Origin of the sequence: Streptomyces sp. NPDC006602, assembly GCF_042870385.1 — a bacterium.
Taxonomy (GTDB): domain Bacteria; phylum Actinomycetota; class Actinomycetes; order Streptomycetales; family Streptomycetaceae; genus Streptomyces.
Genome location: NZ_JBIAHG010000003.1, coordinates 576,037 through 595,119 on the forward strand (window position 1 = coordinate 576,037; position 19,083 = coordinate 595,119).

Consider the following 19,083-nt stretch of genomic DNA (forward strand, 5'->3'; position numbering starts at 1 on the left):
GCGGTGAATCGGCTGGTGCGGTGAGCCAGTAGGGCTCAGCCTCTCTGCCGGCCGCCGCTCAGCGCTTCTTCCGGGAGCGCCGCGACACCACCGCGCGCAGCACTCGCCGCCCGTCCGTCGACACCTCCAGCGCCCGGCGCACGCCGCCCGCGCCGTGTTCGGCGAGCAGTTCCAGGACAGTGATCTGGCGGCGCAGTTCGGCGGCGACGAGGGGCGGCATGCCCTCCGTACGGCCCTCTCGGGGGGCGTCGACGGACGACGCCCGGCCGGCGGAGGGGTCGAGGAGGCGGTGGATCTGCAGGGAGGCGACGGAACAGGCGTCGGCCCACACCCGTACCTCGGCGGCGGACAGGTCGGCCGGGGCGGCGGCGAGCATCCGGCTGGCCAGCAGCGCGGCCTCGTCCCCGGCGGACTCCGCGGGGCCGACGCCGGCGAGCTTGTCGCGCACCTGGGCGATGCGCATGCCCCAGTCTCCGATGTCGCCGTCGTCCGCGAGGCCGGCCCACAGCGGCCGCAGCACCTCGTCGTCGCCGGCCAGCAGAGGCAGGCACCGATCCAAACAAGCCAACCCGCTGGTGGCCAGTCCGCGCTCGTCGGCCTGAGCGATCAGTTCCACCAGGCTCATCCCACGCTCCCTCGCCAGGCGGCCATCCCTAACGGAGCCCGCACTTCCCCTTACTGCGCGCGACGGCCCGGGAGTGTCACAGGGGCACCACGCCGAGCCGATCGAGCAGCCGGAAGAACAGGTTTTCGGCCAACAGGCCCGCCGCGGGGTCGGAGTCTGCGGTCAGGACCTCGTACACCGGCTCGGCGGCCGCCTCGTGCCCCGCCTCCGCCGCCCACGCGACGGCCCGTTCGGCGGCGTCCCGGGGATCCAGGAAGTAGTCCTCCACGGTCAGCCCCTCCCGGTCGGCGCCGAGATAGGTGGCCATGACCGCCCGGGCCAGACAGGTCGTCCACGCCCCGCTCTCCGGCCCCGCCGCCTCCACGACCGCCGTCGCACTGTCCATGACGTACCCGAAAAGCGCGGGCGCGCCCGTCTCCACGGCGAGCCCGTTCATGCTGCCGACGTCGCCGTCACCGCTCGGGTACTCCCACACCTGCCACCCGCCCGGCGCCGACGCCCGCAGCGACAGGCCCTTGACGCCGGCCAACGCCTCCCGTTCCGCGAGCGGCCGCTCCCCGCGACCGACGACGAAATACCCCCAGTAGCCCATTCCGGTTCCCCCCGGCTGCTCTCCGTACGGCTCCGCCCGAATACACCACATTCGTACGGCCGTTCGCAGCCGGACGGAACAATCCGTCCCAGTCCAACCGCCGCGGTCCGTCCGCCCCGCTCCCGAACCGTGGTCAGCCGAGTCGGTCCGCGAGCGCCCTGAACCCCGTCCAGGACAGCTCCGGCCTCCCCGAATCCCACAGCTTCTGGACCGTCGCCCTGAGCGGCATCCGGATCCCGGCCGCGACCTGCGCCTCGGTCTGCGCGTTCGGGAAGTCGCACCACACCGCGAAGGTCCCGCCGAGGATCTGGTCGTCGTACTTCGCCGGAACCGCCTGCGTGCCGCGCAGGACGAGCGGTGTCCACTGCTCGTAGATCCGCTGCCCGGTCGGATAGACGAAGGTCTGCGGCTGTCCGAGGACGTAGTACAGGAACTCGTCGTTGTAGTTGACGACCTTCCGCCCCTCGCTCAGATACCCGGCCGGCAGCCGCGCCCCGATCTCCTTGCCCGTCCAGTAGGCGACCTGGATGTCCTTGTCGGCCTTGACGGACGTACCCCTGAAGAACCCGTCGTTCCAGGCACGGGGGCTCTTGTCGTGGGCGCGGACCGTGTCGGCGCGGTCGTTGAGCCAGCCGGTGGTGAAGTCCTCGACGCTCGCGCCGGAGCCGTGGGCCTCCCGGGCCGCGGAGGCGAGCTGCGGGAAGGACGCCTCGGGGTCGGACACCACCAGCGCCTGGTACTCGTCGCCGCCGAGGTGCCACTGGCCGCCGGGGAACAGGCCGGCGTACTCGTTCAGCAGGTCGTCGACGATCTCGGCGGAATCGGGGTCGGAGATGTCGACCGCGCCCCGCACCGGCACACCGCGCACGTTGCGCAACTGGAGGTCGGGATGCGCGGCGATGACCGCCCCCAGATGCCCGGGCGAGTCGATCTCCGGCACCACGGTGATGTGGCGACCGGCAGCGAGACCGACGATCTCCTTGACCTGCGCCTTCGTCAGATGCTCCGAGGAGACGATCTCCGGATGCGTGTCGGACTCGATACGGAAGGCCTGGTCGTCGGAGAAGTGCAGATGGAGCTGGTTGTACTTCAGGTCGCCCAGTTCGCGGACCCGGTCCTCGATCCAGTCCGCGGTGAAGTTCTTGCGCGCGATGTCCAGCATGAACCCGCGCACCGGCTCGGCCGGCTCGTCCCGCACGACACCCTCCGGCGCCGTACCGCCCCCGTGCACCTCCTGCTTCAGCGTGCGCGTGCCGTAGAACACACCCGAGTCCGCGGGCCCGCTGACGGTCACCCGCCCGCCGCGCACGGTCATCGTGTACGACTCCGGATCGGCGCCCTCGTCGTCGTTCAGTGCCAGCCGTACGTCCCCGGCGCGCACGTCGTCCTTCTCACCGGCGTACGTCAGCCCCAGCTCACCGGCGAGCAGCCGCCCCTCGTCGGCGAGGTCCCCGTCGCTGACCACGACCCGCTCACCCTTGCCCGGCGTCCAACCGGGTCCGCGCGCCGGGGTGTGGCTGCGGACGGCCGGGATGGTGCGGGGTGTCTTCGACAGCGGGTAGGAGCGGGTGGGCGTGGGGCTCGGGGTCTTCGAGGCGGCGCGGGACGACTCTCCCGTGGGAGCGCTCCGGGACGAGTCCTCCTGCGCCGATCCCACGGGCCGACTTCCGCCGTCGCCGTCGTCGCCGGCGGCCAGCAGGCCGAGGCTCACCCCGGCCGCGACCGTCACGACCACCACCGCGACGATCAGCACCCACGTTCGCCGCAACGCGCTCTTCACCGGTGTCCTGCGCATTTGCTGACTCCGTCTGTGCTGACTCACGGCACCAAACCTAGGCTCTCGGGGGGCCGAGTCTCGTCCACCACACGTTCTGAAACTCTCCCGTTCGGATGAAATTCGGGCATCCGTCGGACACCTGATGTGCGCTCTCGATAACGTGACGCCACATCTCTCACATCACCCCCTGCCGAAACCCACGTGACGCCCACACACCTTCCTGGCCGAATGGCCATACCCTCGCTGCCCGAGCAGACCCGGGACACACCCGGCTCGACTGCCCCGCTGGAGCACTTCAACACCGCCCCCGCCTACGAGATCCTCCACACCCTCCTCACCTGCCTCCACAGCCTCCGCTGGGCCACACGGGTCGCCGCCCACCGCCCCTACCCGAACCCGGACTCCCTCCTCGCCGCATCCGACGAGGCGGCGTACGACCTGACACCGGGCGATCTGACCGAGGCCCTGGCCGCCGAGACACTGCCGGTACTGCCGGACGACGCGTACGGGGCGGCACACATGGCGCTGGACGCGGCGCACGCGGCGTACGAGGCCCGGTTCGGACACCGGTTCGTCATCTGCCTGGACGGGGTACCCCCTTCAGAGGCCGCCGATCAGCTCCTGGCAGCCATCCGGTCACGATTGACGAACGATCCGGAGGAGGAGCGGGTCGTGACGGCAGAGGAACTCCGGCGCCTGGCAAGAGGACGGTTGGCGAGTCGCCTAAGGGGCGCGGGGAGCTGCGCGACCAGCCACAACGGCGCCACACCCGGCACATAACAGGACACACCGCCCCAGAACCCGCCGACCCTAACCCATACGCGTGCCACTTTGATCACACCGAGAGGCCCCGCGTAAGCCCAGCGCCAGCGTCTCGCTACGATGCTGGGGGCCGGTGGACCGTACCCGGCCGGGCCCGTCCGACACAGAAGCCGGCGCGGCCCCAATCCCCGCTCCCGGAGGGTTCTTCCGTGCCGGCTGGAACGCTGTACCGCGGCAGGGAAGGAATGTGGTCCTGGGTGGCTCATCGAGTCACCGGCGTCCTCATCTTCTTCTTCCTGTTCGTTCACGTGCTGGACACCGCGCTCGTCCGTGTCTCCCCCGAGGACTACGACAACGTCGTGGCCACCTACAAGACCCCGCTCGTCGCGTGCCTGGAGTACGGCCTCGTCGCCGCCATCCTCTTCCACGCACTCAACGGCCTGCGCGTCATCGCCGTCGACTTCTGGTCGAAGGGCCCGCGCTACCAGAAGCAGATGTTCTGGTCCGTCCTGGGCGTGTGGGTCGTACTGATGATCGGGGCGATCTACCCCGTCCTCGGCCACGCCTACCGCGAATTGTTCGGGAGCTGACGCGCGCGCATGTCAAACAACACCGTCACCACCGAGACCGCCGCGTCCGGTATCGGCCCTGTCGAGGGCGAGTCCCTCTACAGCGTCGACAACCCGGCCCCGCTCATCGAGGCGCCGCGTCAGCGCACCAAGAAGACCCCGAAGTCCACACGGGGCAACTTCGAGATGGCCGCGTGGCTGTTCATGCGCCTGTCGGGCATCGTCCTGGTCGTCCTGGTCATCGGCCACCTGCTGATCCAGCTGGTGCTGGACGGCGGCGTCTCCAAGATCGGCTTCGCCTTCGTGGCGGGCCGCTGGGCGTCCCCGTTCTGGCAGGTCTGGGACCTGCTGATGCTGTGGCTGGCGATGCTGCACGGCGCCAACGGCCTGCGTACGATCATCAACGACTACGCGGAGCGCCCGGGCACCCGGCTGTGGCTCAAGGGCCTGCTCTACACCGCCACGGTGTTCACCATCCTGCTGGGCACGCTGGTGATCTTCACCTTCGACCCGAACATCCGCTAGGCACGGGGCTGAGGTAATCCACCCATGAAGATCCACAAGTACGACACCGTCATCGTCGGCGCCGGTGGCGCCGGTATGCGCGCCGCCATCGAGTCGACGAAGCGCAGCCGCACCGCCGTGCTGACCAAGCTCTACCCCACCCGCTCCCACACGGGCGCCGCGCAGGGCGGCATGGCCGCCGCGCTGGCCAACGTGGAGGAGGACAACTGGGAGTGGCACACCTTCGACACGGTCAAGGGCGGTGACTACCTGGTCGACCAGGACGCCGCCGAGATCCTGGCGAAGGAGGCCATCGACTCGGTCCTCGACCTGGAGAAGATGGGCCTGCCGTTCAACCGCACCCCGAACGGCACCATCGACCAGCGCCGCTTCGGCGGTCACTCGCGTAACCACGGCGAGGCCCCGGTCCGCCGCTCCTGCTACGCGGCCGACCGCACCGGCCACATGATCCTCCAGACGCTGTACCAGAACTGCGTCAAGGAGGGCGTGGAGTTCTTCAACGAGTTCTACGTCCTGGACCAGCTGATCACCGAGGTCGACGGCGTGAAGCGCTCGGCCGGTGTCATCGCCTACGAACTGGCGACCGGCGAGATCCACGTCTTCCAGGCGAAGGCCGTGATCTACGCGTCCGGGGGCTGCGGCAAGTTCTTCAAGGTGACGTCGAACGCGCACACGCTGACAGGCGACGGCCAGGCGGCGGTCTACCGTCGCGGCCTCCCCCTGGAGGACATGGAGTTCTTCCAGTTCCACCCGACCGGCATCTGGCGCATGGGCATCCTGCTGACGGAGGGCGCCCGCGGTGAGGGCGGCATCCTCCGCAACAAGGACGGCGAGCGCTTCATGGAGAAGTACGCGCCGGTGATGAAGGACCTCGCGTCCCGTGACGTCGTGTCCCGCTCCATCTACACGGAGATCCGTGAGGGCCGCGGCTGCGGTCCCGAGGGCGACCACGTCTACCTCGACCTCACGCACCTCCCGCCGGAGCAGCTGGACGCCAAGCTCCCGGACATCACCGAGTTCGCGCGCACCTACCTGGGCATCGAGCCGTACACGGACCCGATCCCGATCCAGCCCACCGCGCACTACGCGATGGGCGGCATCCCGACGAACGTCGAGGGCGAGGTCCTCGCGGACAACACGACGGTCGTCCCCGGCCTGTACGCGGCCGGCGAGGTCGCCTGTGTGTCGGTGCACGGCGCGAACCGCCTGGGCACGAACTCCCTCCTGGACATCAACGTCTTCGGCAAGCGGGCGGGCATCGCCGCGGCGGAGTACTCCCAGAAGGCGGACTTCGTCGAGCTGCCCGAGGACCCGGCGCGGCTGGTGCTGGACCAGGTCGAGCGCCTGCGCGACGCCACCGGCACCGAGCGGGTCTCGGTCCTGCGCCGCGAGCTGCAGGAGACCATGGACGCGAACGTCATGGTGTTCCGCACCGAGCAGACGATCAAGACGGCCGTGGAGAAGATCGCGGAGCTGCGCGAGCGCTACCTGAACGTCTCGATCCAGGACAAGGGCAAGCGGTTCAACACCGACCTCCTGGAGGCCATCGAGCTGGGCAACCTGCTCGACCTGGCCGAGGTCATGGCGGTGTCGGCCCTGGCCCGCAAGGAGTCCCGCGGCGGTCACTACCGCGAGGACTACCCGAACCGCGACGACGTCAACTTCATGCGCCACACCATGGCGTACCGCGAGGTGGGCGACGACGGCACCGAGTCCATCCGTCTCGACTACAAGCCGGTCGTCCAGACCCGCTACCAGCCGATGGAGCGTAAGTACTGATGGCAACCCCGACCCTGGACAAGGCGGACGCGGCCGGCACGCCCGAGCCCGGCTTCGCCGACTCCCCGTACATCACGGCGACCTTCCGCATCCGTCGCTTCAACTCCGAGGTCTCGGCGGAAGCGACCTGGGAAGACTTCCAGGTGGAGATCGACCCGAAGGAACGCGTCCTCGACGCCCTCCACAAGATCAAGTGGGAGCTGGACGGCACGCTGACCTTCCGCCGCTCCTGCGCGCACGGCATCTGCGGCTCGGACGCCATGCGGATCAACGGCAAGAACCGTCTGGCCTGCAAGACGCTGATCAAGGACCTCAACCCCGAGAAGCCGATCACGGTCGAGGCCATAAAGGGCCTGACGGTCCTGAAGGACCTGGTCGTGGACATGGACCCGTTCTTCCAGGCGTACCGCGACGTGATGCCCTTCCTCATCACGAAGGAGACGAACGAGCCCACGCGCGAGCGTCTCCAGACGGCCGAGGACCGCGAGCGCTTCGACGACACGACGAAGTGCATTCTGTGCGCCGCCTGCACGTCGTCCTGCCCGGTCTTCTGGAACGACGGCCAGTACTTCGGCCCGGCCGCCATCGTCAATGCCCACCGCTTCATCTTCGACTCGCGCGACGACGCGGCGGAGCAGCGGCTGGAGATCCTGAACGACCGCGACGGCGTCTGGCGCTGCCGCACCACGTTCAACTGCACGGACGCCTGCCCGCGCGGCATCGAGGTCACGAAGGCGATCCAGGAAGTGAAGAGGGCGCTGATCACGCGGCGTTACTGACGTCGTCTTCGCTACGTCCCTGAGGGCCCCGTTTCCCGGTTTCGCACCGGGGCGGGGTCCTTGCGTGTGCCCGAAGTGAGCCGGGGTCAGGCCTGCCCCTGGGCGTCCTCGCCGACGTTGTCCGCCTCGGGGTCGCTCTCCCCTGACAGCACCGCGAACTCCGAGGTGTCGAGCTCGAAGTCGAACGGGGCGGGAACACGCAAGGGCCGCCCGAAGGGGACGTTGGTGCGGGAGCGGTACCCCTTGGGGGACGGATCCCAGAAGGCGGAGATGTCCTGGACCTTCATGTCGAGCAGCAGATAGAGCGTCTATGGCCGTCGAACGCTCGGTCATGATGGTCACCACGGTCCTGCACTGATTACAGAGCGTGTCGCGTCTCCCACGATAACGCGGCCTGCCACGGCCGCCCGGCACTCGACCCAGCTCACGCCGCAGCCACCCCGCCCACCGTCCTGACTGCCAGCTCGCACCAGAGCAGCTTCCCGCCTCGCCCGAAGAGGTCGTCTCCGAGCGGATAGCCGCCCCAGGTTTCTGCGTAGTGGCATACGAGGAACAGGCCACGCCCGCCGGCTGCTGTCGCCGGAACCGGGCACAGGGGCCGGGACCGTTTATCGAAGGGCGGCGGGATGTGCGGGTTGGTGTCCCAGACGCTCACCCGCAGCCGGTTGCCGCCGAGTCCGCGCAGGCGCAGGGCCGCCGGCCCGTCCGAGTACCGGTAGGCGTTGGTGACCAGCTCAGAGGCCAACAGCTCAGCGACCTCATGGAGTTGGTCCATGCCGTGTCCTGCGAGTACGGCTCGCAGGGTGACACGGGCGATGCGGGCTGCGCGGGCGTCGTGGGGCAGCTGGAGGGCATACGCCCATGTTGGGGACGTCTCGCACTCCGACGGGGATACGGTGACCATGAATGCCTCCTGCGGTCGGGGGACTTGGGCCGGTTGGGCGGCGCGGGTCTCACCGTAGACTGCAGATGCTGAAGGTTTTGCACAGAGCGGCAAAACCTTCAGGCTTTTACCTCGTGTGGGTGACCGCCACGCCAGGCGTACGAAACGGAGCGAGGACATGGCACCACGCAGCGCCCCAACGGCACGCCGCCTCCGCATCGGCGTAGAACTGCGCCGGATGCGGGAACGCGCCGGCATGACCGCCGCCGAGGCCTCCCGCTCCCTGGGCACCACACAGGCCCAGATCAGCAACATCGAGGCCAACCGCTTCGGAATCAGCGCGGATCGCGTGCGCACGCTCGCCCATATCTACGGCTGCACGGACCAGCCCCTGGTCGACGCCCTCGCCGACATGGCCGCGGACCGCACGCGCGGCTGGTGGGAGGAGTACCGCGACATCCTGCCGCCCCGCCTCCTCGACCTCGCCGAGATGGAACACCACGCCACCGCCCTGCGCGTGACCCAGGTCATCAACTTCCCCGGACTGCTCCAGACACCAGAACACGCCCGCGCCCTGTTCCGGGAGGCAGTACCGGCGCTGCGCCCGCATGAGATCGAGTACCGCATCTCCCACCGCATCAAGCGCCAGGCCGTCCTCCACCGCGAGCAGCCAACGTCGTACACGGCAATCGTCCACGAGGCCGCGCTGCGCATGCAGTTCGGCGGCCGCGAAGTTGCCAGGGCTCAGCTCAAGCACCTCGCCGAGACCAGCGAGCAGGCCAACATCAGCCTCCGTGTGATCCCCTTCGACGGCACCTCGTTTCCCACCACGGGCCACGCCGTCGACTACTTCCACGGCCCGGTACCTGCCCTCGACACCGTCGAGGTCGACACCGCCCACGGCAGCGAACTCATCGACGCCGCAGGACAACTGGAGAAGTACCGGCTCGTCCTGGACCGCATGGAAGCAGTCGCCCTGAAGCCCGCCGCCTCCCGCGACCTCATCCACCGCATCACCCAAGACACATGAGACCGGAGGAACCAACCATGACCGAATCGGCCTGGCAGAAGTCGACCTACAGTGAAGAAGGCTCCGCCTGCGTCTACCTCGCCGCCACTCCCGCCGGAACGATCCTCCTCCGCGAAAGCGACGAACCGAAGACCATCCTCAGCACCGGCCCACACCAACTCTGCGCTCTGATAGCAGCCTTGAGGCCCGAGCACAGTGCCGCGACAACAACGCGGACGTAGTCCTTAAGCGTTTCACCCGGCGCACCGTTACCGTGGTCATGGCGGTCACCGCACCCCTGGCCCTCGTCTACTCCTTCGGCAATATCTGGGCGCGCTCGCACCGCGGCTCGGCTCTTGGCCCCTCAGCAGAATCTGCCAGAGAGCCGAAGAGCACTCCTCTATGTCGCCGAATCCTGACGCGATTGCCGCCACTCTGAGACAGACCTTAGAGTAGGCCCCTCAACGGTCTTCGCACCACAGGCGTAAGCCAGCCAGCGGAACTCTTCACATGGGAAACCGGCTCCCCAGAAGAATCGACCCACAGCACCACCGATTCATCGGTAAGTTGGGTCGCATCCCACCATGCCCAACCCCTCAACTGCGGGTCGAAGCAGAATAGCCAGTCCTGAAGTTCCCACGGTTCTTCGCCCCGACGGGAAACATACTGTTGAACCCCCAAGGACGCCGGGCCGTCATGACCGACTACAACGGATCCGCGAGTCACCTCTGCGAACCAATCGGGAATGAGATCCTCTCGGAGAGATTCCGAATCAGAATCGGCGGGAGTTCGGCCTGGCCGGGGTCACGGCGGTGAGGGATGACCAGGCCAGTGCCCCGGTAGCCCGCCGTCAGCGATCACGGTAGTCCGGCCGATGGCGTCCTTCGCTCCGGACAGCTCCCATGCCTTGCAGTCGTTGCGGTTCCCCGGGACCGGTCGGCCGACTGTGACCACCAGACGGGTATCGGCGTCGATGATGACCTGGTGGTTAGTGGAGTACCTGTAGTTCTTCGACTGCTCGGCGATCGTGTGATCACGGGTGGGGACGAGGGTGCCATCGACGATCAGCACGGTGTCCCTCCGGAACCGCTTGCGAGGCTGCAGGGCGAGCGATGGCCCGAGGTGGGCGATCATCCGGTCTGCGGCGGACTTGGACACCCCGAACAGCGGGGCTAGCTGCCGCAGGTGAGGTGCGTCCGCCAGTACGCCGCCACCAGCAAGACCCTGTCCTCTAGCGGCAGGCCCCAGGGGCGACCTCTACGCATCGGGTCGGTTCCGTCCCGCCGCAACGCGGTCACGAGCTTCGTGAACTGTCGCGGGCTCAACCCGGTGAACGGGGCTATCCAGGAGGGTTCCGACGCCGTGATCACACCAGCCACAGCGAGATCGTCTCACCTCGATCATGTTCCAGAACCCGCAGCCTCTGGCGAGACATATCTCGGTCGCCCGGACGGATTCGGCATGAGAGCCTCACGCCCGTGGCTACTGAAACCCAGGTGGGAGAGCTGTTGCACCAGCGCGGCTGGCGAACGGCATTCACGGTCGCTGAAAGGGTGAACGCGTGGGCCGCCCTGGTGAGCGTCATCGAGCGTGGCTACGGCGATGACATCTACGAGTACACCAACGACCTCTATTGCCGAAACTGGCTGCACGAGGCGTGGCTCCTGCTGGACGAACACATCGTTCAGCTCTGGACTCCGCAGATCAAAGCTCTGGACGACCGGTACAAGGCCGCGACCGTCGACGACGACGGCCAAGCACTCCACCAGTTCCACAGATTGCCCGGACCCGAGCTGTGGTGGTGGCGGCGACACCCCCGCATCCTCACCGGAGACCTCGGGCGTTTGCTTCGCTCGGCCGGTGCCCATCGGTACCGACCCTGACACAACATGACCTCAGCCTCGTGGGTTACGGGACAGCTCTTAGAGCGACGCAGAAAATCGGTCTAGCTCTCTCCGGATGGGACCAGATCGCGGAATACGCACCCACCACCATCCACGCGCTTTAGGCTCATCACCAGCCAGCCGAAGGAGGGCGCCCAGTTCGTCGACTTCCGTATACGAGAGAAATCTCGAATCTGCCTCACCGAGAGCGGCAATAAAATTGCTCGACTCCTTCTCCGGAACCAACTCCAAACCCCTGGCGATGAAATCCCTAAGGGAGTCGGCTGCGATCAAGTCATGCGCACCCCAGACAGACCTGTCAGAATCGGGAAGCTCAAGCTCTCTCTCCATCCGCGCCACGTGCTCATACCAACTCATTCTTACCTCCAAGCGGAACCCCGCAGTTCGGTCCCGAATTGTGAACGAGGACCGGCGTCTGACCAGCAAGTACATAGTACGTGTGCTACGCGGACCCCTCTACCTGCTTTTCCGCAGGTCAAGCTCAGTTTGCTGGTTCGGTGAAGTACGTGGGTGTCCGTGGTTGTGCGGGGTTGTTGCCGTCAGCTACTGCCGTCAGTGGGTTCAGCCCAGGTACGGCTTCTCGCGCTGTTCCAGGAAGTGCTGGAGCCTGAGTCGTTGAGTGTGGTGCATCGGCAGCTGCTCGATCTCTTCCGGCGGCACGAACCGGAGCTCGGTGGACTCGTCGGAGATTGTCAGTTGGCCGCCGGTGATGCGGGCGGTGAAGCAGACGTTGAACTGTCGCCGGACCTCGCCGTCGGTGTAGGCGATGATGTGTTTCGGGTCGGTGTAGGTGCCGACCAGGCCGGTGATCTCTACATCGAGGCCGGTCTCCTCTTTGACCTCGCGGACGGCCGTGCCTGGCAGGGAGTCGGTGAGGTCCATACCGCCTCCGGGCAGCGCCCACAGGTCGTTGTCGCGGCGACGCTGGAGGAGGATGCGCCCGTGGTCGTCGGTGACGACGGCGGAAGCGGCGACGACCATGCTGTTCGGCTTGGGCGCGTTCGGGTCGTCGTAGTACTCGGTGCGCGCCACGATCAGCCTTCCTCTCGCACGGGGGTCGCCGTCGCCCACACCGCGTCGAAGCTGTCGGCGTAGGTGTCGAACATGCCGCCTGTCTCGTGACGGCGAAGATGCCACACGGGGGCGGCGTAGGCGTTAACGCCCCAGACGTGTGCGTTGACGAGTTGCTGGTCGTCGGCCCGGTAGAGGGAGTTGTAGAGCGTGGTGCCGTGAGTGCGGACATCGATGCCGGGGGTGCCAGCGAGCGGCCAGTAGTGCATGAGCGCGAGGCGGCAGCGGGATTCGATGCCGTGGCCGAACCGCTCCTCCTGACCGCGGGCTTGGACGTTGTCGCTGTCGGCGTCCCCGATCGCGATGCGGACGGTACAGCCTTCTGCGGCACGTTCCTTGAGGAGTTCGTTCAGCCGCGGGTAAGCCTCGTGGAGGAAGACCGCCGCGTAGACAAGGATGTCGATCCGTTCCCGGGCTTGGGCCATCAGGTCGGTGAACGTCGAGACGGGGATGTCGGCCCGCTGTTCGTAGAGCGCGACCAGTTCGGGGCTGATGGCGCGGGCGGGGCGGGCCTGGCGGAGCGCCGGCCAGAGTGCGTGCACGTCTTCTCCCAGGGCCTTGGCCGCCTGGAGGGCTGTGGCACGGCGTGGGATACGCCCGAGGTTCACCCAGCGCTCGACCGACTTGGGGTCGACCTCGGCCTGCTGAGCGAGTGCGGCGTACGTCCAGCCTCCCGCCGCCATGACGGCTCGTAGTCTCTCGTTCGGCACGAGTCTCCCCCTTCGTCTCAGGACGGCACCAGGGACGTTCTACACGGTGCAGGACGTCCCGAAGTGGGGTTTGGTGGAGGTTCCTTCGTCCCGGTGACCGGCGTGAGGATCGGTGCCGACCCTGCGGCACTAACAGGCCCAGGGGCACGCATCAACGCCGCCGAGGAGCGTCACCGTGCGAATGAGTGCCACCCCACGTGTTCCCGCCCTGCGACTGGACGCCCGGTCCCGCGCCGCCTCGCCGGGGTGGTCACGATGACGTCCCCCGTCCCTGATGCCGACGGGCACACCGTCTCGCCCGATGCCGGCGCCCTGGTGGTCGACCGGCGGAGCGGCAAGGTGGGGGTGGTGATGGGGCATGTGGGGCCGTACGTGCAGCTTCGGCCGCCGCGCGGTGGCCTGGAGTGGGACGTGCCGCCCGAGGACGTACGTTCGCCGACTCCGACGGAGGAGTTGAGCGCGAAGGTGGCCGTGGCCAACCGGAGGTGGGGACGGTGACCCCGCGCTCGGTCCTGCGCTACGAGACGTGGACGCTCCAGCCCGACCGCGAGCCGGACGCGGAGCCGGTCCTCTACGCGATGCAGTGCGCCGTGGACGGAGAGACCTCGCCGACAAGCGAGGACTTCGCCGAACCGCAGGACTGGGTGCTGCGACACTGCGGCCAGAACCCGTCCCACCACACCTACCGGGAGATCATCACCCGCCCCTGGCGGACCTGGCGCCAGACGTGACCCACCTCGCTCGCCCAGGCGCCGCACCGCGCTGACCCACCCGACTCCCGTCCCTGCCGGGCGCAGCCGATCGAGGCTCCCCCGCACTCGTCAGCCTCGGCAGGGACGGGCCTCACGTGCGTGCCGTGCCCATGACTGTGGGGGTTCTGGCCTCTGCCACAGAAAGTCAGCCACGACGGCGGGCGCGCCGACCGATCACCCGCCACGTGTGTCTCGCTCAACCCCGCGCCGGCATCAGCCCAGTTATCTCCGTCGTCACGGCCCCCAGCCAGGCAGCCGGCATGGGCGTCCGGGACGGCGCGAGCCCGCCGGGCGGCCTCTCAGGTGCCCGGCCAGTCTGCTGCTGAGCGGTCGGACCGGGGCTTCCGATTGGTGGTCCGGCTTACGCTCCCGGGCTCTGCGCGCCGAGTGGTCGGCGGCCGTCGCCAGCGGGGCGGCAGACAGGAGCGGGCGGCGGTCACCGACCGCCGACGCGCGGCGGCCCGCGTCAGCGGGACGCCCTTGATCAAGTAAAGAAACTCTATTCTCCCGAGAAATAGAGAGGCTCGGATATTACGCGTACCGCACCAGGCGCTTACCGAATCCTCTCACTCGGTTCAACCTATCCGAGTGAAGAAGTATTACTCGCTGGGATTCTATAGGAAGCTGCGAGATTCTCGTCGAAGAATACGATCAGCTCATCGGGCATATACGTGAACCCCTCCCCCTCAGCCGCACCTAGCGCAATAACCAGGCTTGACTTATTGGAGAATCCGAGGCGATACGCCCAGGGCATTTCAGGGCAACCTTCATTGGGAATGTGCCAGGCAGGGATGATTTCCACAATATCCGCCCCAAGGAACCTCTCCCAATCGACATGGTCGCTCACGTCGACAGTGTCCCCTGGCAAGTCGGCGTCCGACTCTCCAGGCTCCCTAAGCTCGATCGCCATCCCTTCGTTGAGTCCATCCATCGCCCAGGACAGTGACAGTGCAGCCCCGGTACTCATGACCAGTTCAACGGCCATGTCGACTTCATGAGCACGATCCTCCCTGTGCCCTTCGGGCCAGGTTTCCCCCTGCGGAACTACGTAGCGGACCGCACTCACAGGCGCCCCCGCGATCGCACCCCGAAGGTCAGCGAGACTAGCGGCGCCGCGCACCTTTGCATCCCACGGCTCGATTACCAACATGCCTAGTACCGCCCGAAGTATTGGAACTGTCCATTTGCGTCGAAGGTCGCACCGATCCCGCGCCCACCAGCAGGGTCCGGCATGATATACCGCGTTCCGCCCGCGAAGTTGCCGGAATTGACAGCGGACGTAGCGGTTTGCGGATTGGTTAGAATGTCGTCCAACAAATCCTGCCCGGCAGTCTTCAACTCCTTGCCGGGAACCACAGGAAGATCGCCGCGGTTCATATGCTTCTGGTATTCACGCCCTGCATGAGTCGTCTTCCCCTTGGCTGGACGCATTCCACTCTGTGAAAGCGCATCCAGATCGGGGCAGCCTCCGGAGTTATGCACGAGCACGGGAGTCTCACCCGCCAGCACATAGTACGTGTGCTGGGTGCCTCCTTTCTGCCTGCGTTTTCGCAGGTCAGCAGGAATTTACCGGTGCGTGGGTGTGCGTGGAAGTGCCGTTCTGTGCGCCCCTGTTGCCGTCGGCGTTGCCGTCAGACGGTTGCGTGCATGAGGGCGGTGGAGTGGGCTTTGGCCGGTGTCCTGCCCGGGTTGGGGTCGGGCATGGTCAGGGGCCGTACGCTGGCCCGGCAACTCGGGCAGGCTTTCCCCCTGCCCGGAATTTGAACGAGTGGCCCCCTGGCCTTGCCCGACGCGGGCCCCGACTCGGGGAGGTGGGTAAAGCCCATGGAGCCGACCGACCCCACCGCCGGGCTGCGCACAGGCCAACTCTCCGCCGCTGGTTCGCCGTCGGCCTGGCGCTCGCCGTGCGGGCGCGTCCCCTCTTCGCTCACTTCTGGTCGCCCGCTACGCGCTTCTGCGCGGCCTGGTCGCTGGCCGGCCCGCGGTGGCGGAGCCGAGAGCGGGCCGGGTGGGCGGCCGTGCCGCGCGCGACCCGCGCCAGCGGGTCGCCTTGAAGACGTAGAGAAAGTTTGGACGCATCCCGCCTTGGTGCTATGCCGTGGCCGTCGGCTGGTCGTTCGGCTGGAGTGTGGTCCGAAGCATCGGACTGGCAGGTGTGGTTCTGCGGGCAACCGGGGTGATCGTTGTTCGGCCGGTCCGGGGCCGTGTTGCAGGGGTACCGTCTGAGTGTTGCCGCAGAACGGAGTTCGCCGTGTCGCAGAGCATTGAGGAGCACACCGGCACTCGGATCGCCCGTATCCGGAAGCAGCGCGGCCTGACGCAGCAGGGGCTGGCGATGCGGGCTCACGTGTCGAAGTCGTTGCTGTCGAAGGTGGAGTGTGGGCAGAAGGCTGCCTCCCCGGCTCTTGTTGCTGCCTGTGCCCGCGCGCTGGGCGTCTCGACGTCCGATCTGCTGGGGCAGCCGTACGCCGAGGAGTTGCGCCGGGACCGCATGGACGCCTTGATCCAGCCGATCCGTGAGGGGCTGGAGAACTGGGATGTCGCGCTCGACTGGGAGACGGCTTCGCGCCCAGCCGCGTTGATCCGGGCTGATGTCCAACGGGCCCTCGTGCAACGCCGGCAGGCGCAGTACACGGACATGGTGCGCGACCTGCCCGGGTTGATCGACGAGTCGGTGCAGGCGACGCATACCAGCACCGGGGAAGAGCAGCGGCTGGCCTACGAGTGTCTGGCGGGGATGTTCCGGTGTGTGTTCACCGTGGCGTGGAACTTCGGCTATATCGACCTGGCTACCGTTGCGCTGGACCGGCTGGCGTGGATCGCTCCGCGCGCCGACGAGCCGGGGCTGGCCGCCATGTATGCCTACCTTCGCGCACAGACCACGATGTCGTCCGGCCGGTACGACGTGGGTCTGCGGGTGATTGACCAGGCTCTGCGGGATCTCGACGGCCTGGATGCGCGCCGTCCGGCAGGAGTTGAGGCCATGCGGGGTGTGATGCATCTGCGGGCTGCGGTGATCGCGGGGCGGATGAAGGACCGGGATGAGGCGGATGCCCGCCTGGCCGAGGCCCGCTCTCTGGCCCGGGCCACGGGCGAGTTGCCCGATTTCGGCGTCACCTGGGGGCCGGTGAACGTCGGTGTGCATGCGGTGGCCATCGCCTCGGAGATGGACGACTTCGGTCGCGCGATCGAACTCGCCCAGGATGTGCACATCCCGCGAGGCTGGACCCGTTCCCGGGCCGGGCACCACTGGATGGACCTCGGCCGCTCCCATGCCTGGGCCGGCCACCCGGAGGAAGCTCTGGACTGCCTGCACCAGGCCCGGCGCATCGCGCCGCAGCAGACCCGCTACCACCCGACCGCGCGGGACACCGTGCTTGCCCTCAAGCGGCAGGAACGGACGCGTAACAGTTCGTTGGCGCAATACGCGGAGTGGGTCGGCATATAGCAGGTTCCCGGCGAGAGGAGTTGCATCCTTCGGTGCAACTGCTGTGCATCGCCAGTCGGCAGGCTGACGCTCAGTCAGGACCCCCGCGACCGGGCGAACGGTCCGGGGGCGTGGCCAACGCTGACAAGGAGCGCCGACGTGCCGCACTGTATCGCCCACATCTTCGAACCGCTGCTACGGCTGCTACGGCCCGCACCGGGCCGCCACCGCGCACCAGATTCCCGGCCGGCCCTCCTCGTTGTGGAGGCATCGACTGAATGTCCGCCTCGCGTACCCGCTGCCCCGGTACTGCACGGTGAGGACACCGGACTGGTCCGCCTGTACCTGCTCGCGCACGAACAGCGGGAGCAGCAGCGCCGACGGGCACCGCGGCGCACGCTGTGGCTGGCCGTGCACGGAGTCGACACCGACCCCCTGCTGACCCGCAGCTTGGAGGTGCGAGTCTGATGAGCCTCACGAATCAGGTCCGCCTGCTCCCCTGGGCCGGGCCGGAAGGAAAACCCTGTTACCTCGCAGGCGACGGGACCGGATACCTGTCACGCCTCGCCGACAACATGGAGTCAACCCAACTCGGTCTGGCCGGTGAACTCGTTCAGGAGGCACAACACACTCTGGACGGGCGCCGGTGGACGCCTGGCGAACTGCACCTGCTGGCAGTCCAGTTGACCGAGGCATTGGCGAACGTCCACCGGATCGCGGTGAGTCGGGGAGCACGCCTGCCCGCCCCCGCCTACGACGACCTCGACACCCTGGACGTGGACGACCTGGAGACCGAGGACGAGGAGCGGGACAGCCCCCATCCCGTCCCGCTCGACTGACTTCCCATCACGATCTCCTGTTCCGGTCGGCGCCCGTCCCACCCGGCCGGAACGAGCCTCAGCGGAAATCCCCGGAAAGCCATGGCCCTTCGGGGATTTTCACTGCATGCCGTCAGGCGCCCTTGGGGTGCTTGGCTCCTCGTCCCTGGCTTGCCTGCTCCAGGCGCTCAAGACGCTCGCGCATGTCGGCCATCTGCTCCAGGATCAGGTCCAGCTTGCCCGCCAGGTCGACGTCCCCGGACCCGGGCGGCGCGGACTGCAGCGACTGCACGGAACCGTCGTCGGTGCCGCCCGCGTCTGGCGGTTCTTCCCAGAAGAGGCTTTCGCCGATGACGTACGCCAGTTCTTCCGGCTGCGGCTCGCTCGGCCGGGTGCGGGAGGGGATCTCCTTGCGCGGGTTCTTGTAGACCTTGCGGGCATGTCCTTCCAGGGCCAGCGCGGCCAGGGCCTGCTCGGTGTTCTCTTCGCTGTGGCCGATGGCCTCGGCGGCCTCCGCTGCGGTCAGCCGGGTGCCCTTGGGCAACGAGCCGTTGCGAATCTTCTGGACGAGGGCCGCGTGGGCGAGGTGCCGCCCGAGGGCGGGATCGTCCGCGTCGCGTACGTACGCGTCGTGGCTTTGCTCTTCGTCCTCGTAGCGGAGCCATTCGTTGCGTACGAGCAGGCTGACCGCCGCGTCGATGACACGGACCGGTACCGCGTAGTGGTCGGCGAGCGCTTCACGGCCCGGCAGCTTGATCCCTGGCGTGAGGCTGCCGGAGCGGATCCGGCGTTCCAGATCCTTGACGACTTTCTCGAAGGCGTGCTCGAAATCCGCCGACCTGCTCACGAAGGTGCCCTTGCCCTGGCGGGTCATGACCCAGCCCTCGCTGCGCAGGAGCCGCACCGCCTTCTGCACGGTCAGGCTCGATGCGCCGTACGCCTCCATCAGTTGGCTGTGCGACGGCAGCAACTGCCCCGGCTGGAGCTTCTCACTGCGGATCTGCTGCTTGAGATCGTCCGCGATGCGCTCGAACGCCAGGCGCGCCTCGTCGGCAGGAGCCATCGTCATCCCTCGGATCGGCGTACGTCGGTGGCGGAAGG

Annotated in this window: 23 protein-coding genes and 1 pseudogene; 13 read left to right on the plus strand and 11 right to left on the minus strand. The window is 67.7% G+C overall.

Annotated features, from left to right (window positions below):
• Positions 1 to 58 precede the first annotated feature (58 nt).
• The 3 genes from ACFYO2_RS11395 to ACFYO2_RS11405 all read right to left on the minus strand — a co-directional run bounded on the left by ACFYO2_RS11395 (position 59) and on the right by ACFYO2_RS11405 (position 3,012).
• Positions 59 to 625, minus strand: a complete 567-nt coding sequence (locus ACFYO2_RS11395) for a hypothetical protein (protein ID WP_388347215.1) — start codon at positions 623 to 625, stop codon at positions 59 to 61.
• Between the two features lie 76 nt (positions 626 to 701).
• Positions 702 to 1,217 (minus strand): hypothetical protein, encoded by a 516-nt coding sequence (locus ACFYO2_RS11400; protein WP_388347217.1) that lies wholly within the window; start codon positions 1,215 to 1,217, stop codon positions 702 to 704.
• Between the two features lie 133 nt (positions 1,218 to 1,350).
• Entirely contained in the window at positions 1,351 to 3,012 is a 1,662-nt protein-coding gene (locus ACFYO2_RS11405) for a family 20 glycosylhydrolase (RefSeq protein ID WP_388347219.1), read from the minus strand.
• Between the two features lie 210 nt (positions 3,013 to 3,222).
• Between ACFYO2_RS11405 and ACFYO2_RS11410 the strand changes: the two genes are divergently transcribed.
• From ACFYO2_RS11410 to ACFYO2_RS11430, 5 genes are all read left to right on the plus strand, one after another.
• A complete protein-coding gene (locus tag ACFYO2_RS11410; RefSeq protein WP_388347220.1) occupies positions 3,223 to 3,774 on the plus strand; it encodes a 2-oxo-4-hydroxy-4-carboxy-5-ureidoimidazoline decarboxylase in 552 nt (183 codons plus the stop codon).
• A 191-nt stretch (positions 3,775 to 3,965) separates the two neighbouring features.
• Positions 3,966 to 4,346 carry a succinate dehydrogenase, cytochrome b556 subunit gene (gene sdhC / locus ACFYO2_RS11415; RefSeq protein ID WP_388347222.1) on the plus strand — a complete coding sequence of 127 codons (381 nt, stop codon included), beginning with the start codon at positions 3,966 to 3,968 and terminating at the stop codon, positions 4,344 to 4,346.
• Between the two features lie 9 nt (positions 4,347 to 4,355).
• Complete coding sequence (locus ACFYO2_RS11420; protein ID WP_388347223.1) at positions 4,356 to 4,850, plus strand: succinate dehydrogenase hydrophobic membrane anchor subunit; 495 nt, start codon at positions 4,356 to 4,358, stop codon at positions 4,848 to 4,850.
• Between the two features lie 24 nt (positions 4,851 to 4,874).
• Positions 4,875 to 6,629, plus strand: a complete 1,755-nt coding sequence (gene sdhA, locus ACFYO2_RS11425) for a succinate dehydrogenase flavoprotein subunit (protein ID WP_388347225.1) — start codon at positions 4,875 to 4,877, stop codon at positions 6,627 to 6,629.
• Positions 6,629 to 7,408 carry a succinate dehydrogenase iron-sulfur subunit gene (locus ACFYO2_RS11430; protein WP_266434683.1) on the plus strand — a complete coding sequence of 260 codons (780 nt, stop codon included), beginning with the start codon at positions 6,629 to 6,631 and terminating at the stop codon, positions 7,406 to 7,408. Before sdhA ends, ACFYO2_RS11430 begins: the two co-directional genes overlap by 1 nt.
• Before the next feature lie 86 nt (positions 7,409 to 7,494).
• Here ACFYO2_RS11430 and ACFYO2_RS11435 read toward each other — a convergent pair whose 3' ends face one another.
• Both ACFYO2_RS11435 and ACFYO2_RS11440 read right to left on the minus strand, forming a co-directional pair.
• Positions 7,495 to 7,695: a hypothetical protein gene (locus ACFYO2_RS11435; RefSeq protein WP_388347227.1), complete on the minus strand. Its 201-nt coding sequence runs from the start codon at positions 7,693 to 7,695 to the stop codon at positions 7,495 to 7,497.
• Positions 7,696 to 7,832: 137 nt separating this feature from the next.
• A complete protein-coding gene (locus ACFYO2_RS11440; RefSeq protein WP_388347229.1) occupies positions 7,833 to 8,312 on the minus strand; it encodes an ATP-binding protein in 480 nt (159 codons plus the stop codon).
• A 157-nt stretch (positions 8,313 to 8,469) separates the two neighbouring features.
• Here ACFYO2_RS11440 and ACFYO2_RS11445 point away from each other — a divergent pair, with 157 nt between their 5' ends.
• Together ACFYO2_RS11445 and ACFYO2_RS11450 are read left to right on the plus strand one after the other, a co-directional pair.
• Positions 8,470 to 9,321 (plus strand): Scr1 family TA system antitoxin-like transcriptional regulator, encoded by an 852-nt coding sequence (locus ACFYO2_RS11445; RefSeq protein WP_388347231.1) that lies wholly within the window; start codon positions 8,470 to 8,472, stop codon positions 9,319 to 9,321.
• A 17-nt stretch (positions 9,322 to 9,338) separates the two neighbouring features.
• The gene (locus tag ACFYO2_RS11450; protein WP_388347233.1) at positions 9,339 to 9,542 is read left to right on the plus strand and encodes a DUF397 domain-containing protein; all 204 of its coding nucleotides are present in this window, start codon (positions 9,339 to 9,341) and stop codon (positions 9,540 to 9,542) included.
• A gap of 540 nt (positions 9,543 to 10,082) precedes the next feature.
• On the opposite strand, the pseudogene ACFYO2_RS11455 reads toward ACFYO2_RS11450, so the two are convergent.
• A pseudogene (locus ACFYO2_RS11455) lies at positions 10,083 to 10,679 on the minus strand (transposase family protein); the annotation flags it as partial.
• Positions 10,680 to 10,778: 99 nt separating this feature from the next.
• Here ACFYO2_RS11455 and ACFYO2_RS11460 point away from each other — a divergent pair.
• Positions 10,779 to 11,183 (plus strand): hypothetical protein, encoded by a 405-nt coding sequence (locus tag ACFYO2_RS11460; RefSeq protein ID WP_388347235.1) that lies wholly within the window; start codon positions 10,779 to 10,781, stop codon positions 11,181 to 11,183.
• Positions 11,184 to 11,765: 582 nt separating this feature from the next.
• Here the strand turns inward: ACFYO2_RS11460 and ACFYO2_RS11465 are convergent.
• Positions 11,766 to 12,236: an NUDIX domain-containing protein gene (locus tag ACFYO2_RS11465; protein WP_388347236.1), complete on the minus strand. Its 471-nt coding sequence runs from the start codon at positions 12,234 to 12,236 to the stop codon at positions 11,766 to 11,768.
• A gap of 2 nt (positions 12,237 to 12,238) precedes the next feature.
• Positions 12,239 to 12,958 carry an XRE family transcriptional regulator gene (locus ACFYO2_RS11470; protein ID WP_388347595.1) on the minus strand — a complete coding sequence of 240 codons (720 nt, stop codon included), beginning with the start codon at positions 12,956 to 12,958 and terminating at the stop codon, positions 12,239 to 12,241.
• 273 nt (positions 12,959 to 13,231) lie between these two features.
• Here ACFYO2_RS11470 and ACFYO2_RS11475 point away from each other — a divergent pair, with 273 nt between their 5' ends.
• Positions 13,232 to 13,483, plus strand: coding sequence for a hypothetical protein (locus ACFYO2_RS11475; protein ID WP_388347238.1), 252 nt, complete (start codon positions 13,232 to 13,234; stop codon positions 13,481 to 13,483).
• Positions 13,471 to 13,716, plus strand: coding sequence for a hypothetical protein (locus ACFYO2_RS11480; RefSeq protein ID WP_004000830.1), 246 nt, complete (start codon positions 13,471 to 13,473; stop codon positions 13,714 to 13,716). The genes ACFYO2_RS11475 and ACFYO2_RS11480 overlap by 13 nt, the downstream gene beginning before the upstream one ends.
• Before the next feature lie 601 nt (positions 13,717 to 14,317).
• Here ACFYO2_RS11480 and ACFYO2_RS11485 read toward each other — a convergent pair.
• Together ACFYO2_RS11485 and ACFYO2_RS11490 are read right to left on the minus strand one after the other, a co-directional pair.
• Positions 14,318 to 14,722, minus strand: coding sequence for a hypothetical protein (locus ACFYO2_RS11485; RefSeq protein ID WP_388347241.1), 405 nt, complete (start codon positions 14,720 to 14,722; stop codon positions 14,318 to 14,320).
• A gap of 167 nt (positions 14,723 to 14,889) precedes the next feature.
• Complete coding sequence (locus ACFYO2_RS11490; protein WP_388347243.1) at positions 14,890 to 15,225, minus strand: hypothetical protein; 336 nt, start codon at positions 15,223 to 15,225, stop codon at positions 14,890 to 14,892.
• Between the two features lie 763 nt (positions 15,226 to 15,988).
• Between ACFYO2_RS11490 and ACFYO2_RS11495 the strand changes: the two genes are divergently transcribed.
• From ACFYO2_RS11495 to ACFYO2_RS11505, 3 genes are all read left to right on the plus strand, one after another.
• A complete protein-coding gene (locus tag ACFYO2_RS11495; RefSeq protein WP_388347245.1) occupies positions 15,989 to 17,185 on the plus strand; it encodes a helix-turn-helix domain-containing protein in 1,197 nt (398 codons plus the stop codon).
• 138 nt (positions 17,186 to 17,323) lie between these two features.
• Positions 17,324 to 17,632, plus strand: coding sequence for a hypothetical protein (locus ACFYO2_RS11500; protein ID WP_388347247.1), 309 nt, complete (start codon positions 17,324 to 17,326; stop codon positions 17,630 to 17,632).
• Positions 17,632 to 18,003, plus strand: coding sequence for a hypothetical protein (locus ACFYO2_RS11505; RefSeq protein WP_388347249.1), 372 nt, complete (start codon positions 17,632 to 17,634; stop codon positions 18,001 to 18,003). The genes ACFYO2_RS11500 and ACFYO2_RS11505 overlap by 1 nt, the downstream gene beginning before the upstream one ends.
• Before the next feature lie 112 nt (positions 18,004 to 18,115).
• Here ACFYO2_RS11505 and ACFYO2_RS11510 read toward each other — a convergent pair whose 3' ends face one another.
• Positions 18,116 to 19,051 carry a GntR family transcriptional regulator gene (locus ACFYO2_RS11510; RefSeq protein WP_388347251.1) on the minus strand — a complete coding sequence of 312 codons (936 nt, stop codon included), beginning with the start codon at positions 19,049 to 19,051 and terminating at the stop codon, positions 18,116 to 18,118.
• Positions 19,052 to 19,083 lie beyond the last annotated feature (32 nt).